Origin of the sequence: Arthrobacter sp. JUb115 (genome assembly GCF_004365035.1) — a bacterium.
Classification (GTDB): domain Bacteria; phylum Actinomycetota; class Actinomycetes; order Actinomycetales; family Micrococcaceae; genus Glutamicibacter.
Genome location: NZ_SOBS01000004.1, coordinates 91264 through 107163 on the forward strand (window position 1 = coordinate 91264; position 15900 = coordinate 107163).

10 protein-coding genes and 1 pseudogene are annotated in these 15900 nt (G+C 57.2%); 4 read left to right on the forward strand and 7 right to left on the reverse strand.

The window, feature by feature from the left end:
- Positions 1-903: 903 nt before the first annotated feature.
- Together EDF61_RS18760 and EDF61_RS08240 are read left to right on the forward strand one after the other, a co-directional pair.
- Entirely contained in the window at positions 904-1041 is a 138-nt protein-coding gene (locus EDF61_RS18760; RefSeq protein ID WP_166650744.1) for a hypothetical protein, read from the forward strand.
- An 861-nt stretch (positions 1042-1902) separates the two neighbouring features.
- Positions 1903-2148 (forward strand): ATP-binding protein, encoded by a 246-nt coding sequence (locus EDF61_RS08240; protein ID WP_133833971.1) that lies wholly within the window; start codon positions 1903-1905, stop codon positions 2146-2148.
- A 2171-nt stretch (positions 2149-4319) separates the two neighbouring features.
- On the opposite strand, the pseudogene EDF61_RS19265 reads toward EDF61_RS08240, so the two are convergent.
- Positions 4320-5064 (reverse strand): annotated as a pseudogene (locus EDF61_RS19265) (ATP-binding protein).
- A complete protein-coding gene (gene istA, locus EDF61_RS08250; protein WP_133833766.1) occupies positions 5061-6617 on the reverse strand; it encodes an IS21 family transposase in 1557 nt (518 codons plus the stop codon). Before istA ends, EDF61_RS19265 begins: the two are co-directional and overlap by 4 nt.
- Before the next feature lie 1555 nt (positions 6618-8172).
- Here istA and EDF61_RS08255 point away from each other — a divergent pair.
- Positions 8173-8385, forward strand: coding sequence for a hypothetical protein (locus tag EDF61_RS08255; RefSeq protein WP_133833767.1), 213 nt, complete (start codon positions 8173-8175; stop codon positions 8383-8385).
- Between the two features lie 112 nt (positions 8386-8497).
- On the opposite strand, the gene trxA is transcribed toward EDF61_RS08255, so the two are convergent.
- From trxA to EDF61_RS08280, 5 genes are all read right to left on the reverse strand, one after another.
- A complete protein-coding gene (trxA, locus tag EDF61_RS08260; protein WP_105656613.1) occupies positions 8498-8821 on the reverse strand; it encodes a thioredoxin in 324 nt (107 codons plus the stop codon).
- A gap of 28 nt (positions 8822-8849) precedes the next feature.
- Entirely contained in the window at positions 8850-9815 is a 966-nt protein-coding gene (gene trxB / locus EDF61_RS08265) for a thioredoxin-disulfide reductase (protein ID WP_105656612.1), read from the reverse strand.
- 100 nt (positions 9816-9915) lie between these two features.
- Positions 9916-11502 carry a hypothetical protein gene (locus EDF61_RS08270; RefSeq protein WP_133833768.1) on the reverse strand — a complete coding sequence of 529 codons (1587 nt, stop codon included), beginning with the start codon at positions 11500-11502 and terminating at the stop codon, positions 9916-9918.
- A gap of 126 nt (positions 11503-11628) precedes the next feature.
- The gene (murJ, locus tag EDF61_RS08275) at positions 11629-13332 is read right to left on the reverse strand and encodes a murein biosynthesis integral membrane protein MurJ (RefSeq protein ID WP_286134650.1); all 1704 of its coding nucleotides are present in this window, start codon (positions 13330-13332) and stop codon (positions 11629-11631) included.
- Between the two features lie 37 nt (positions 13333-13369).
- Entirely contained in the window at positions 13370-13909 is a 540-nt protein-coding gene (locus EDF61_RS08280) for an NUDIX domain-containing protein (RefSeq protein ID WP_105656609.1), read from the reverse strand.
- A gap of 124 nt (positions 13910-14033) precedes the next feature.
- Here EDF61_RS08280 and EDF61_RS08285 point away from each other — a divergent pair, with 124 nt between their 5' ends.
- Positions 14034-15485, forward strand: coding sequence for a CCA tRNA nucleotidyltransferase (locus EDF61_RS08285; RefSeq protein WP_133833769.1), 1452 nt, complete (start codon positions 14034-14036; stop codon positions 15483-15485).
- Positions 15486-15900: the final 415 nt, after the last annotated feature.

Below are 15900 nucleotides of genomic sequence, written 5' to 3' on the forward strand. Positions count from 1 at the left end.
TTCTCCGATGCCTGCTCCTGAGGATCAGCGAGCCATTCAGTTTAGGTCACCGAAATGCCTCCACTTAATGAATTCTACGGAGAACGGGAAGAGGATAGAACGCATGATTCGACCCGCCTGGCTGCGGGAACTACCCCAGCGGATACGGATTTGGGCAGCCAGTATTCTGCTTGGTAGGACATCCGGGGCGATAGGTGCCGCATTTGGTGCACAGTATTCCGGCTACCTTCCAGTGCGAAGGAGAACACAAGGTGCGATCAGTAGAGACACTGATGGTTTTCGCGGTCTATCCCTGCCTGGCTTTACTCCATCTAATGCGCAGTGGCATGTGTCAGCCATGCTTCTTAGATTGTTCGAGGACTGATGTGCAAGGGAGCCAGGATGCTGTCCGCAACTGAGCACAACTCCGAAAACCTTGGACCGAGAAGCCGTATCGGGCGATTCCAAGGGTACGTTTCATCGTTCTTGCTTAGGGCAGATATGCAACGGCGTTGAGCAAGGACTGCATACAGCATGTTCTGGAACAGCAAGATCAGATAGTCAGGCATACCGTGATGACTCTCTGAGCAGCAAGGTGGGCGTATAGCGACGCCACGAGAGCCGGGAGTCGGGTAGGGGAGAGGAAGGCTCGCACGAAGGCCGTGAAGGGCCAAGGAAGGCCGCTATGGACTTATGGCAGGACCAACCGGGGGCAAGTTCGGAGGGGTGCCAACGCTAACTGAATGCTAACCATTGAACGACTTTTGAATATTCACCCCACCTGATCCATTCAACAGACATTCTGAGGGAAGGATCAATGTGGAACAGTACGCAGAGATCCGTCGACTGCATTGAGCAGAAGGCGTGCCAATAACGGCGATCTCGCGGCGACTTGGCATCGCACGTAACACCGTATGCTCAGCATTGGCAGTCACCGAGTCTGCAAATGACCTGCAGACGAAGCGTGGTTCCATCGCTGACGCTTTCGAACCAGAAACCCGCAGGCTGGTCTGCGAGTATCCGCGCATGCCGACGACGGCCATCGACGAACGAATCGAATGAACGAATTCCATCTCCACGTTGAAGAACCGGGTCGCACTGATATGTCCGGAATACACGAACGTGGGCCCTGCGGACCGGTTGGTCCACGAATCAGGGCAAGCCGCGCAAGTGGATCTGTGGTTCCCCAAGCCACGGACACCTGTCGGATCCGACCAGGCTCTGATGCTGCCGGAGCTAATGATGAGGCTGTCGCATTTGAGGGTGTTCAAAGCGCTGATGATTCCTAGTTGGCAATGCCCGGATCTGAGCGTTGGGATGTGGAGCTAGAACGACGATGATGACGCGGTCCTCAAGAGCAGAATCTGGGACCGTGAATCCGCGATTCGGAAGCAAAAGGAAAGTCACGGAAGCCAATTCAGTGCTTGCCGAGCTGCTGGCTAGCAGGACCATTCTGGCTCCACCGAGAGATTCTGAGTTCAAAGAGCAAACCGAATGCAACCAGTTGCTTGAATCCTCTTTCCTTCAGAATCTCAGCAAACAGCTCGACGGGTGTCTACCGAAAGCCCATGTACACCGTTCAGCCCGATCCAGGTCCGGAGCATCGACCGGTCGCCGTAGGCTCTAGGCACAATGATCATCTCGCCTTCGACGCCATCAGTACCGGGCTCAGCCATCGGGCACGATGGAGAAGGACCCATGGCATGAGTCTGGGCCGCAATAATTAATTGGTGCATCCTTCAGACATTGGCCGGATTGTTGATTCCACGGTGACCATGGATAGAGGGTCTGCGGCCAGCCGGTGGTGGCTGATCCTCCGCGGTGCTGGACAAGCTGAATACTGGACTTTTCGAGAGCCGCCAATATTGCGGTTCTGAGCCACCCAGTATTCTGTCCGCGCGCGCCGGTGGTTGCGTCTTGCTGATGGATGAGTGGCTTTTGGATCCTCCAGCCGGCGGGTTGCTGAGAATCATCTTCGAGCTCATAGGGCGGCGGTATGACGCTGCATCCACCATTTTCTGTACGCAGTACAAGCAATCGGATTGGCGTGCCCGGCTGGACACTGGTGCGTTAGCCGACGCGATCATGGATCATGTCGTGCACGATACGATTTGGGTTGAGACCGGTGGGCTCAACATGTGTGAGGTGTACTCTCGGCCGGAGCATTAGCCACGGGGCGTTGATTCGATGGAATCCTCGTTCAGGACTGCCTGCCGGACTGATGATCCGGCAGGTGGCTCTAAGGGAGACTATTGGGTGGATCTGAACCACAATAACGACTGGCCCAGAAGCGCAATATTGGGTGGCTCTCAAACCACCGAATATTCACAAGCACCAGATGATTACCGATCCGGCACATGTGCAGATTACTGCGTTGTGCGTTGAGCAAGATTCGACGCACAACCGTTATCTGGCCACGACCACGGCTGCGTGGTCGCGTCACGCTAGGTATCGGCCGGCAATAGAATCCCTTGCCTGGACATCCACGACTTTCATGATGACCAGTAATGCGTACTTCTGAAGAAACGATTGAGCAGTTGGCGAGAGCCATGAAAATGCCATCAATCTGTCGGACGTGCAAGTAGCATGTTGATCCAGCACATGATGAGGGATGGGCTCGTGAAGCCTGCCGGGCCAGGACGGCGATCATCCCGACAGCTATGCTCGTGACCTGTAGAGGACCGCCAGGGGCGGTGAATACTAACTCGCGTATTGCGCTGGGTGTCAAAGCCTACCGGCAGTGGTATCCAATGCTCTTTGATGAACAGCTCTGGCTGCGAGTAAAGGTTGGTGGCGGCGCATCACGGAGGGAAATCGACTCATGAGTTGCTGCGTCTTATGCAATACAAACTGTTGATCATCGTCAAGGTGGATTACATTCCATTCGGTGCTGCGGCCGTTGATGCAGCTGATCGTTATTAACAGAAGTCGGTGCTAACCAGGTCCAATCCGCCGATTGTCCGCTGGGGTGAGGCCAATGGTGCCGAGATTGATGCCCCGGCGAATACTGATTGCTTGGTTCACCCTGAGGAGAGGCTGTCTTCGCCTAACCATCCATATCGGGCGAAGAACCGTCCGGTTTGCTGACCAATGCCGAGCTGGCGTAGGGAGAATTGGACGGTACAGGTCCGATTCCGTTTGACGATAAGAAGGCGATCTTCAGTTGGCGTTGCGGGCATGACCGGAACTTCTTATGTCGAATGCGCCATGCCGTGCGATGGGGGAGTGGTACTAGCCCTTCCCGAAGCCATTACGCGCACCCTGAACCAGGGCACGCTGATGAGAATCAACGACTCCATTAAGATTCCTGACGCAGGTGTGGGATTAACATTGGTGCGCACCCTTGCCGAATCGACGTCCAGATCTCTAGAAATCCGAGTTCGAGCTGTCATGAAATCGTGTCACCGTCTCTCGAATTTCTTGAATCGGCGACTGCGACTGGTGGGGGGGGCGGAACCGCAACATGGACACTGAAAGCAGCTGCCTTGAAGCAACGTTTCACGTGAAACATAATCCAGACCCCCTTCGAACCTGCTGACGTCTGCGAAGCGAAACGTGTTTCACGTGAAACATTAACTAGACCGCCCTTTGATTGTCCTGAATTCAACGATGCGCTTGCTGTTTCACGTGAAACAACCAGAACGACCTGAAAGCAAATGCAGGTTTGACGTTGCACAGAATGGAGCGGCCACGCACGACCTGGGCACCCCGCCCCCGAGATGAATAGCTAATGATGCTATACCCACTACCCGCAGGCTGACAGCCTTTGCTGAGATGAGGCATAAGAAGCTTGCTGAATACATGCGTAGCCCTGTACGAGCGCCGGAGAGGACCTGTCTGGCCGGTGCCTACGTGAGAGGACAGTGATCAGTCTGCGGCTTGCGGCGCGGACATGAGGAAGTTCGTTCCAGCGCCAAAAACCCGGCGAGCACGCACTGCGTGCAGGAAAGTAAGAGCGTCGCGAGATGCCGAGGGATAACTTGACCCTTGGTCCCATACGCGCGGAAGGTGAAGCCTGGATACGATCGTCCAACCACTTCAACGCCAGCAGCTGACAGGAGGAAATGACGCCAAGGCCCTAGGGAGGGGTCGAGGCAACAGATGGCCAGAAAGCCTTAGGAGTGACTTATGAGGCCGCAGAAGCGCGTCCTAGGCGGATGTATGGGTCTCCGGGACCCCTGTCGGGCATGAGCGGCCCGGCATCGCTCCAGATCCCGCTCATGAGTGAATATTAGTAGGTTTGGGGACCACCCAATATTGCCTTTGGGAGCCAGCGTTATTGCCGTTGGGGACCAGCAGCTGCCCTGAAGGGTGCCACTGGCCGCCAACGGTGTTCCTCTCTATGCGAGGTTCAACTGCTCACGCATGTTGTACGTCCCGGTTTCGAACCACGTCGTATTGTGAATGATTCGATCCATAATCGCGTCCGCATGCACCCCAGAACCAAGCCGCTGATGCCAGTCCTTCTTCTGATACTGGGTGCAGAACACTGTCGACGACGCACCATATCTTCGCTCCATCAGCTCCAACAGCATGCGCAGGAAATCCCCGCCAGGCCGGTCCAACAGCCACTCATCAATGACAAGCAGCGTGTATGCCCCGTACTTCTTCAAGAACTTCGAAGCACCTAAAAGGCTTATCTTGGGCCTGAACCCATTCCTCTTCCAAATCAGGCATTCGAATATAGAAGGTGCGGATCTGATTTCGGCACGCCTGCTTTGCCAACGCGCACCCCAAATAGGACTTCCCCGAGCCAGTAAAGCCTTGGAAGACCACATTGTGGTTCTGCGCAATGAAGCCGCAGCTGCCCAACGAAGCAAGAGTGACCTGATCCAAGCCACGCTCCTCCACAAAGTCCAATGTTCGCAGGTCAGCGTCCGGGTAGCGGAGTCTGGCTCGACGGATTAGACCGCCCACTCGGTTGGTATCGTAGGCCGAATGGGCTTCATCCACCGCCATCCGCATCCGCTCGTTGAAACGCAAGCTCATGCTCAGTGCCTCATCCTGCGCCTCGATCGCGTGCAGCAGTTCCACGGCACCCATCTCACGCAGCTTTCGCTTAGTCTCCAGGTCCAAGCCGCTCATCGCTGGCCCCCGGCGTAGTACGCGCTACCGCGAACATAACCACCAGTTTCAGGAACATCAGATGTCTGCCTCACCGGTTTCTGGTCCTGCCCCGTCTCCAGAATCGGGTGCAGGTGAGCGTACCGCGGTGAACGAATCGAACTGTCCAAAGCTATCTGGCACGCCGCTTCTAGCCGGCCCGCACTGTATTTCCGGCTCAACCGCAGCACCGCCAATGCCGGATTCAACGCTTGCTCCTCTACCGGGACCGAGGCGAAGATCCGGTCAACAACCTCCACAGTCTTCACCCCGCACCGTTGCGCCCAAGCTCGTACGCGGACCGGGTCCCACTGGGTGAAACGGTGCTCCGCCGGAATATCTGCCTCGTTCGTCTGGTACTGGTTCACGCTCGTGGCCGGCAGCAGAAGATGGCTGCTCAAGCGCTGTTGTCCTCTGAAGATCTCGACCACGGTGTCGGTGATACGCAGGTCCACACTGGCACCAAGGTGGGCCACCGGCACCGAGTAGTAGTTCCGTTTGAACGAGACGTAGCTGTTCTTCGCGACTTTCCGCCCGTAAACCCACGAACTGATCTCGTAGGGTGCTGCTGGCAGCGGGCGCAGCAGTGGCTGCTCATGCTCACGGAACACACTGGTACGGGAACCGGCACGTTTCTGGAAGGGCTGCGCGTTATAGGCCTCTACCCGTTCTCGGATCGCCTGGCGTAGCTCATCGAGAGAGGTGAAGGACCGGTGGCGCAGTCCAGCGATGACCCAGGTCGCGATGTGGCCCACAGTGTTCTCCACGCTGGCTTTGTCCTTCGGCTTGCGAACCCGACCCGGAAGAACTGCGGCGCAGTAGTGGGCTGCAAAATGCCGATAGGCGTCGTTGAGTACGATCTCTCCTTCGGCAGGGTGACGGGTCACGCCTGTTTTCAAATTGTCCGGAACAATCCGGGGAACACTGCCACCGAAAGCATCGAACATGCCCGCATGGGCTCTGAGCCACGAATCCTGACTCATGTTCAAGGTCGCTTCGACGAAGGAATATCGGCTGAACGGCAGGCAGGCGACGAACAAATACACCTTGGCCGGCACCCCGGTGTTCGGGTCATTCAGCATCATGGTGGGACCTGACCAGTCCACTTCCACGCTCATGCCGGCCTTATGCTCGACTCGGGAGGCGACGTTCGATTCCAGCACGAAGCGCTGGTAACTCTTACAGAACCGGTCATATCCCATCGTCGGTTCACCGTGGCTTCGGTGCTCGTCTACGTACTCGCTGTGCAGGAGCTTGAGCGTGACACCGACCTTCGCCAGTTCCTTGTGGACGCGTACCCAGTCCGGTTGGACAAAGACGCTGTCATGCGTACCCCGTCCGGGGAATAAACGGTCATAAACAGTAGATTCTGGTATTTCTCGGATCATATCCCAGTCAAGGTTTTCGCGGTCTGCGGCTTCGAAAACGGCAGCAACGCTACGTCGGGAAAACCCTTGAGAGGTGGAGATTGAGCGTTGGGAGAACCCTTGGGAACGAAGCTGAAGGATCGGCTTCGTCTGAATCTTTCGTACCATTGGAAATGGCTCCTTTCACCATGTGGCCCTCACATGGTGGAAGGAGCTTACTTTGTGGTCCCCAAGGGCGCTACAGGTGGTACCCATTCGGAATAATCGTGGTTCAAGTCGGTGTGGTACCCAAATGCAATATCAATGGCTCCCAAGCAGGCAAATATTCAATGAGCAAGGTGAGCGAAGGGAAATCCAGAAGGATCACAACCTTCAATCCAAGAGAGTAGGAGGATTAGCGGTGAAATAGGTTCACTAGAGTCTCCGCAAACCCGGCTCAACCCGCTCCTGCTTTTGTCCCGGTTCGAAGGAACTATTCACTAGAAAAAGCCCCAAGGTAACTAGCGCGGGAATTCGGACCAAGCTGTCCATGCACCAGCCGCGCAATAGGTAGGCATGATGCCGTGGAGTGCGAAGCCCCAGGTGCCGAAGCCCGTAGTAGTGATCAACCTAAATTTCTCAGGGTTGGAGAACTGGGCGAAGACCTCCATTAATTGAAAGGCAAGAGAACCTGAAGGAGGGAAGCGTGTGAATGAAAGAACTTATATGTGGGGTTAGTACTGGCCCTCGGGGAAACCGACTTCCCGAAAGATAGGTAGCGCGCTGTTCAGAGTTAGTTGATTGCACTAGGACCTAGTGCAGAATTGCAATGACCTGATCAGAGAGAAACCCCTCCGATCACTAGCAGATTGGAGATTCAGGCCTTCTCTTCGTGAGTCGACAGTAGGGCAACGAGCATGAGTCTAAGGCCTTTGTCCCTGATGCAGGTTCTACCGGCAAGCTTCGCCCCGATGGGTATGAACAGCTATTCAGCGATGATGTGGCTCGTTCGCTCCACGGCAATCGACCTCAGATTCATTCAATCTTCGACAGGTCGCACCTCATCATTACCCAGCGGCCCATGTGACAGTTGCGCAGTGGGTGATGACGTATCGGCACGAAACATGGTTTGGGCCGCAGCAACTGACTTACGACAACAACTCACAAGCCGAAAGATTCTGTTCTGCTTACTGCGTGCCAGTTTAGCCAGAGAACGTCCTCAGGAACTCGTTGCTGAACCGTTCGGACTTTGGAGGAGATAGCATCATGGATTCTGACGATTGACGGCGAAACAGTAGGCTCAGTGAGCAACCAGTGGATACGCGGAAGGGGAGTGCTCCGCTAATTCCCTGGAACTCCGTTAGCCCTGGCAGTTCTCACTGCGCGTTGAACCCTCCCCAATAATCAAGACCAAGAGATGCTGTTCCAGCTAAAGACGCCCATGAAAACTGAGTGTCGCGGCGACACGGGGATGCGGCAGTCGGCATGGCCTGGATTATCCATGGACAGAATTTGACGCAATTTCGACCGGAAGCGGATAGTCCCATGAGGAATTGGTTTTGGCTGCCTCTCAGAAAGCACATCCAATCAGCTAGCATGTGCGGCGTATCCGGATGCGTTTCCGCGGCCCTTCACAGTGCAGTCTGGAATTGTGGGCCGAAGTTGAAGGGCTAGAAATACGGCGATTGCGGATCGCTGAATTTTGCATAGGACATCAAGATTCAGAATTCGGGAACCTGTCTAGGTGGCCAGAGAAACGATCAAATGCGAACCCGAACTTGCCGGGTCCATTGCTGAGCATGAAATGCGCATCTTGGCTGACGGGTGCCAAAGAACTGTGCAAAGCGTCATAGAACAGAGCCAGAATAATAAAAACAAATATTTTACCTTGGATATTCGCAACAGCATGTCAAAAGGGCCTTCAGATGAAGAACCGGCTCAACCTGAGCTGGGGTAAGGCTCGGAAACGGCCAGAAAACGAAAGCAAGTGAACTTCTCGCGGCGCCACGGTTAAATAAGAAGTGGGGACCAACCTTGCGGTTGATCCCCACTTCAATCATGTTCTTGGCTTACAGGTATTCTGCGAAGTCCTTTTCGATGACAGCCTTCGGCTTGGCACCGATGGAAGTAGCGACATGCTCGCCGCCCTTGAAGACGTATACGGCTGGGATGCTGGTGATGCCGTACTTCGCGGCAATTGCCTGGTTCTCATCGACGTTGACCTTCACGACGTCGACCTTCGCAGCGTGCTCTTCTGCGATCTGATCCAGGATTGGACCGAGCTGGCGGCAAGGGCCGCACCATTCAGCCCAGAAATCGACGATCACTGGCTTGTCGGCATCCAGGACATCGGCCTGGAAGGTTGCTTCAGTTACTGCTTTTGCGTTGCTCATGAGAGACAACCCCTTTCTGAGAAAACTATTAGGCGGTAGCGAGGGTTTCGGAAACGTTGGCCAGGTAGTGCTCCACGTCCTGGGCCGCGGCGCAGCCCGAGCCGGCCGCGGTAATGGCCTGGCGGTAGGTGGAATCGATGACGTCGCCGGCGGCGAAGACACCTGGCAGCGAGGTCTTGGATGTGCGGCCTTCAACGGCGATGGTGCCTTCGGAAGTCAGCTGCAGCTGGTCCTTGACCAGATCCACGCGTGGGTCGTTGCCGATGGCCACGAAGATACCGGTGACATCCACGGTGGATTCTTCGCCGCTGGTGCGGTTCTTCACAACCAAGCCTTCGACCTTATCGGCACCGTTGATGCCGATGACTTCGGAGTCCCAGATGAACTCGATCTTCTCGTGGGCCAGGGCGCGGTCGGCCATGATCTTCGAAGCGCGCAGCTCGTTGCGGCGGTGCACGACGATGACCTTGGAGGCGAACTTGGTCAGGAACAGTGCTTCTTCCATGGCGGAGTCGCCACCGCCGATCACGGCGATTCTCTGGTCGCGGAAGAAGAACCCGTCGCAAGTGGCGCACCAGGAGACGCCATGGCCAGAGAGGCGCTTTTCATCCTGAAGGCCCAGCTCGCGGTAGGCGGAGCCGGTGGAGACGATGACAGCACGAGCACGGTAGATGGTGCCGTCAGCCAGGGACAGCGTCTTGATTTCGCCTTCGAGGTTCATTTCGGTGACGTCGTCGAAGAGAATCTCGGCGCCGAAGCGTTCGGCTTGCTTCTGCATGTTGTCCATCAGGTCTGGGCCCATGATGCCCTCGGGGAAGCCTGGGAAGTTCTCCACGTCGGTGGTGTTCATCAGTTCGCCGCCGGCAGTGACTGAGCCGGCGATGACTAGTGGGTTCAGATTCGCACGGGCGGTGTAAACCGCGGCGGTGTAACCGGCCGGACCGGAGCCGACAATGATGACGTCGCGGATTTCGTCGTTCTGTGCTGAAGTCACGGGGGTAGAACCCTTTCGTTCTAATAATGCGAGGTGGATAGCAAGGTCTAACCTCACTATCCACCTCAACGCATTGCTTTCGTAAAAAATTCCGCTTCTATTACTTGGCGGAGAATTCACCGATCTGGAGACCGAATGGACGTGAATCATTGCCGCCGGATGCCTTGCGAGGCAGGTCGGTGATGTCCAGGAACACGTGGGTTCCTTCCATGTAGTCCTTGTCGTCGTCCTTGGCAGTTACCGATACCGAAGGACCGGAGAATGAACCCTTGGCTACCGACTTGGCATCGCCCAGGTCTTCGGATTCGCCGACGAGGATTTCGTAGTTGCCGCCGGTGCCGTTCAGGCCCTCTAGATTGACCTCGGAGATCTTGGACTTCTCGTCCAGTTCCAGGATGAAGACCATGTTGGAAGCGAAGCCGCCAAAATCAGCGGTGGTGTACGAGTACGTTGAGTAGGTGCTCGAGGCGTTGCCGTCGATCATCTGGCCCAGCTTGCCATCGGTTTCGGAGTTCAGCTGCTGATTGCCGGGAACCAGGCGGGATACGTCGTCGATCTTCGGAGCAGGCAAGGCGTCCTCGGTTGAGTCCTTTTCCTTCTCCGTCTCGGATGGCTTTTCCGGGGACTCCACGGCAGTTGGCTGCTCGCCATCGGCGGTGGTGTTCTTGTCCCCACCAAGGAAGTTGAAAGCGAACACGACTGCAACAATCAGCACGATGAGCAAGACGGCGCCAACCAGCAGGCGAGTTCCCTTGGAACCGCCTTCTTCCTCTTCCTCTTCGCCGACCTGGGGGTCCTGGGCAGGAGCATTCTTGGCAGCTGCGGGGAAGGTCGAGGCTTTCGGGGCAGCGGCAGCGGCGGCACCCGCAGCGGAGCCTGCGCCGGCTACGGCTCCAGCTGCTGCAGCCTTCTTCTTTGCCGGCTTCTCATCTTCCTCGGCAGGCTTCTGGGTAGGCTTGGCCGGCGTCTTGCCCTTGGACTGCGCAGCGGCAGCCAGGGCCGCAGTTGCGGTGACATTAGGCTCGTCTTCGTCTTCCAGGCGGGACACCTTCGGCTTGTCTTCGGCCGCTGGCTTTTCAGCTGGCGCAACCGGGGTAGCCATGGTGTCGGGAACCTGCTCATTAGGCGCAGTCTGGTCGAACTGTTCTTCTTCAGGCTGTTCCTGGTTCTTTTTGCCGAACCGGTTCTTCAGTCCCGCGAAGCCACCAGCCAAGGCGGAACCGATCTTGCCCTGCTGCTCTGGTTCGTCTTCGTACTGCAGCTGGTCGTAGTACTCGTTGTCGTCCTCATAGGTCTCTGGGACGGCCTGGCGGGACTCGCCGAAGATCTCGGTGCCCAGGGTGTCGGTGAAGAACGGCTCAACATATGGAGCGTCGTCGGTTTCCAAAACCAGGTCCAGCAGGTCCGAGGAACGCGCGGTGTTGGCGACGAGGTAGGTCTGGTTGGCATCGGTGATGCCCAGATCCAGCACCTGAACGTTCGAAGCGCGCTCGCCCATGGCGATTTCGCGTGCGCTCGTTGCCAGCTGCGATGAATTCTCCACGGAAGCCACCATGATGCTGACCGAGCGGTTCAGTACCTGGTCTACGCCACCGAGTACCAAGTCTCCTTCAGCTGATGAAAGGACACTCTCGGTTACTTGGTAGCGACCGCTGAGGACAGAGCCGACATCGATTGGCTGCGACACGTGCATCTCCAAGGGGTTGATTTTGGTTCGGTGGCGGTCCACGGACCACCACCTGCCATGTTACCGGTCAGATCAAGCTATTTGGTGCCTATTTGCCCAGAATCACTAGCAAGTTTCAGCGGACCATCAGCGATTGAGTCCCGGGATTCTGCGAAGGATCGGACCCAGGAACGACTGGAGCTCCGGGACCTTGGTTTTGTACAGCAAGCCAATGAAGACGATGCCCATCACCAGCGCGACAATAGCCACCGAAACCAGGGCGCTGAATACGGAGTCGTAGGCGAATCCGAAGTTGAATCCACCCAGCAGCCAGAGCGCGATGCATCCAATGATGGAGGAGAGCGTAGCCATCCAACCGACTCGAATGTAGGTGTCGATGACAGAGGAAACACCGTAGTTGCCGTAGCGGCGCTTGATCAGATAGTGGGTGCCGATGCAGGTCAGCACGTTGGTCAAGCCGTAGATGAAGGCAATGGCGGCGGCGATATGCAGCGGATCGACCACGGCTGCAGCGGCGAACGCCAAGATCAATCCGAGCCCGGCGGTGGCCGACTGGATCAGCATCGGGGTGCGGGTATCTTCCTCTGCGTAGAAGACACGCAGCATGAAGAACTGCAAGGACTTGAACGGCAGCCCAAGCGCGGTGAGCACCAGCAGCTGCCCGAGAGCGCCCGCGGCCTGCGCAGCATTCTCGGAGTTGCCGGCAAAGAGCCTGCCTAGCGGTCCGGCCAGCACGATGAAGACCAGCGTGCAGAACACGATAGGGATTGCGGTGGAGCGCATGCCCTGATTGAGCAGCTTGCCAACATCCTTGCGGCGGTTCTCGGTGAATGCCCGGGCGAAGTCGTTGAACAGCACGGTGGCGACGGTCAGCGCGAACAGGGAGTGCGGCAGCACGGTGATCAACTGCGAGGTGTTCAAGGCGTACTCGCCGGCTACCGAGGCGGCCTGTTCGGGAGGCAGCTGCGCTCGAGCCGCGGTAGCTCCGGACACGATCTTGGAGTACACCAGCGAGGAGAGATTGCCGATCACCATGGCCGCCAGGGTCCAGATCGCCAGCTTGCCCACGTGGCGCAGTCCCATGCCGCGCCATTGGAAGTCCAGTGTCAGTTTCAGCCCGGTCTTCTTCAGTGGCCAGAACAGCGCCACCGACTGCAATACGATACCCAAGGTGGCACCGCCAGCCAGCCACATGGTCTTGACGCCGCTCCAATCCTGCATCGGGTCGCCCGAAGAGTAGGCGCCGAAAGTCAGGATGAAAGCGCCAATGACGATCAGCTGGATGATGTTGTTGACCGCAGGAGCCCACATGAATGCGGCAAAGCGGCCATTCGCGTTCAGCACCTGGCCCAGTACTGCGTAGAGCCCATAGAAGAAGATCTGCGGCAGCGACCAGTAGGCAAAGGCCGTTCCCAACGCGATCATCGGCTCGGTCCAGTTATTGGTGAGCACTGTGATCAATGGCCTGGCGCAGAGCGTGAGGATCAGAGTCAGGATACCCATGCCCACGACGGTCAGCGTCACCAATTTCGACGTGTACGCGGCGCCGCGGTCCTTCGCCTTGGAGGCCTTGATCAGCTGCGGGATCAGCACGACGTTGAAAATGCCGCCGGCCAGCAGCATGTAGATGATAGTCGGGATGATATTGGCTTTTTCAAAGATGTCAGCCACCGAGGTGACCGAACCAATGGCCATCGCCAGCAAGGCCGTGCGCACGAAGCCCAGCAAGCGGGAGACCATCGTGCCGGAGGCCATCAGGGCATAGATCCTGGAGCGCGAGCCAACAGGCTGAGCTGCCTGCTGCGGGGGAGGTCCGGCGACTACGTCCATGGCTCCGGTGTGTAGCTGATCGGAGCCCGCAGATGGATTAGGAACCTGAGACATGCTTTGTAAGGACCTCGCGTGCCAGATCAGCGATCCGGCGCTCATTAGGGAAGGACAGGCGCTTGCCCAGGGAACCGATGGGGACCCAGGCAACATCGACGGCTTCATGATCGGGATCATTCTCGATCGTCAGATGCCCGCCGGTAGCTTCCAGCAGGAAATGGTGCACGGTCTTGTGCACACGGTAATTCGTCACGGTGAACCAGTAGTCGACCGAACCCAGCGGGGCGAGGATGCGTCCGGCAATGCCGGTCTCTTCCTCGATTTCGCGGATAGCCGCTTCCTCATTGGTTTCCACGCCCTCCGGGTGTCCCTTGGGCAGGCACCATTCCAGCCGTCCGCCACGGTTGTACCGGGCAATGATGGCCACTGGGAAGGTGGGGTCGTTGAAGTCGATCACGATGCCGCCGGAAGAGACTTCTTCCACGGTCGGCAGGCTCGTGTGACCGCCAGTTGCCTGCGCGCGAGCCATTGACGCAGTCAATGGGGTGCGCTTTGGGGCAGACGGGATCGGTCGGTTCATGGAACCACTCTATCGAGAAAGTACCGTTCGCCGCCTGATCGACGTGGACAAGTAAGTTATCTCGCAGGCAAATCCGTCGGAATTTCAAGCATTCTTCCGGGATTTCTGGCACGCTTAAGTAACTATGCATGCACTTCCCTCGCCTGACGCACTGCGTCAAATCCTGCCCTCGGTTATTTTCGACTTGGCCGACCGTTTTGTTCGGGCGGGCCATGAATTGTCGCTGGTAGGTGGGCCGGTTCGGGATCTGTACTTGGGACGCGTATCCCCGGACCTCGATTTCACCACCAGCGCACGCCCGGAAGAAACCATCAAGGTGATTTCCGGCTGGGCCGATAACGTCTGGGATGTGGGACGCGAGTTTGGAACTATTGCCTTCAAGAAGGGCGAACACACGCTCGAGGTCACGACCTACCGCGCTGATGCCTATGACAAGGAGTCGCGCAAGCCAATCGTTGCCTTCGGTGATAACCTGCACGACGATCTCTTCCGTCGGGACTTCACCATGAACTCGATGGCTCTGCGCTTGCCACAGCTCGCGCTGGTGGATCCTTTCGACGGCGTAAGCTCGCTGGAAGAAGGGTCCATCCGCACCCCTGGTGCACCTGATATCTCCTTTTCTGACGATCCGCTGCGCATGATGCGTGCTGCCCGTTTTGCTTCGCAGCTGAAGATCGAAGTCAGTCCAGAGGTGCGCGAAGCCATGAGCGGAATGACCGATCGGATCGACATCATTTCCTCCGAGCGGGTTCGCGATGAACTGGTCAAGCTGATCAACGGTGCAGACCCGCGCGCGGGAATCGACCTTCTGGTGGAAACTGGCCTGGCCGATAAGGTGCTGCCCGAAGTCTCGGCACTGCGTCTGGAAATTGACGAGCACCACCGGCACAAGGATGTCTACCAGCATTCGCTGACCGTGCTGGAACAAGCCATGGCGTTGGAAACCGATGAAGAGGGACCTGTTCCCGGCCCGAACTTCGTGTTGCGCTTCGCGGCGCTGATGCACGATATCGGTAAGCCGGCGACCCGCAAATTTGAACCAAGCGGCGCGGTATCCTTCCGCCACCATGACATGGTGGGTTCGAAGCTCGTCAAGGCGCGTATGCGCGCCCTGCGTTTCGACAAGGACACCACCAAGTCCGTAGCCCGCCTGGTCGAGTTGCACATGCGCTTCTATGGCTACGGCGAGGCCGGCTGGACCGACTCGGCGGTGCGCCGTTACGTCACCGATGCTGGAGACCTGCTCGAGCATCTGCACCGCCTGACCCGTTCGGATGTCACTACCCGCAATCGCAAGAAGGCCGACCGCCTGGCTTTTGCCTACGACGACCTCGAGGCGCGCATCGCGCAGATTGCCGAGCAAGAGGAGCTCCAGTCAATCCGCCCGGATCTCGACGGCGAGCAGATCATGCACCTGTTGGGAATCAAGCCGAGCAAGGTCGTTGGCCGCGCATACAAGTTCCTCTTGGAACTGCGTTTGGACGAAGGTCCGCTGGGCGCGGAAATCGCCACTGAGCGCTTGCGCGCCTGGTGGAAAGAACAGCCTGAAGCTCAGGAATCGGCTACCGAGGGGTAACCTCTGACCTGAGCACCAAGGGAAAAGCACCTGAAATCCGCATGGATTCGGGTGCTTTTGCCGTCTCCGGGAAAGTGCTTAAAGTTTCTGCGCGAATTTGTAGCGCATCGGGGTTAATCCATGTATGCTGAATACTGTGATTGGGAAGTCTCAATGAGACTTGCGGATCGAGAAAACTTTTCAAAGAGGCCCCATGGCATCCATGGCCGGCCGAGAGCAGATTTTAGGAGGTGGCGAAATGATTAATACCAATTGGTACACAGAGACTCATCGCGGAGCGCGATTTATTGGCGGCTCTCCCATGTCTCGTCTGTGCAAGCTCATTTCCCCAACCTCCGGACAAGCGGATTCCTAACTCACGGTAAATCCCGCATAAGTTCCTGAGGTTGCAGGTCAGTAATCGACTCTCACCCTT

Bases quoted from the DNA above. Each gene is read 5' to 3' on its own strand.
- EDF61_RS08285 (WP_133833769.1), top strand. From the start codon at position 14,034: ATGCATGCACTTCCCTCGCCTGACGCACTGCGTCAAATCCTGCCCTCG.
- murJ (WP_286134650.1), bottom strand. From the start codon at position 13,332: ATGGACGTAGTCGCCGGACCTCCCCCGCAGCAGGCAGCTCAGCCTGTT.
- istA (WP_133833766.1), bottom strand. From the start codon at position 6,617: ATGGTACGAAAGATTCAGACGAAGCCGATCCTTCAGCTTCGTTCCCAA.
- EDF61_RS08280 (WP_105656609.1), bottom strand. From the start codon at position 13,909: ATGAACCGACCGATCCCGTCTGCCCCAAAGCGCACCCCATTGACTGCG.
- EDF61_RS08240 (WP_133833971.1), top strand. From the start codon at position 1,903: ATGGATGAGTGGCTTTTGGATCCTCCAGCCGGCGGGTTGCTGAGAATC.
- trxA (WP_105656613.1), bottom strand. From the start codon at position 8,821: ATGAGCAACGCAAAAGCAGTAACTGAAGCAACCTTCCAGGCCGATGTC.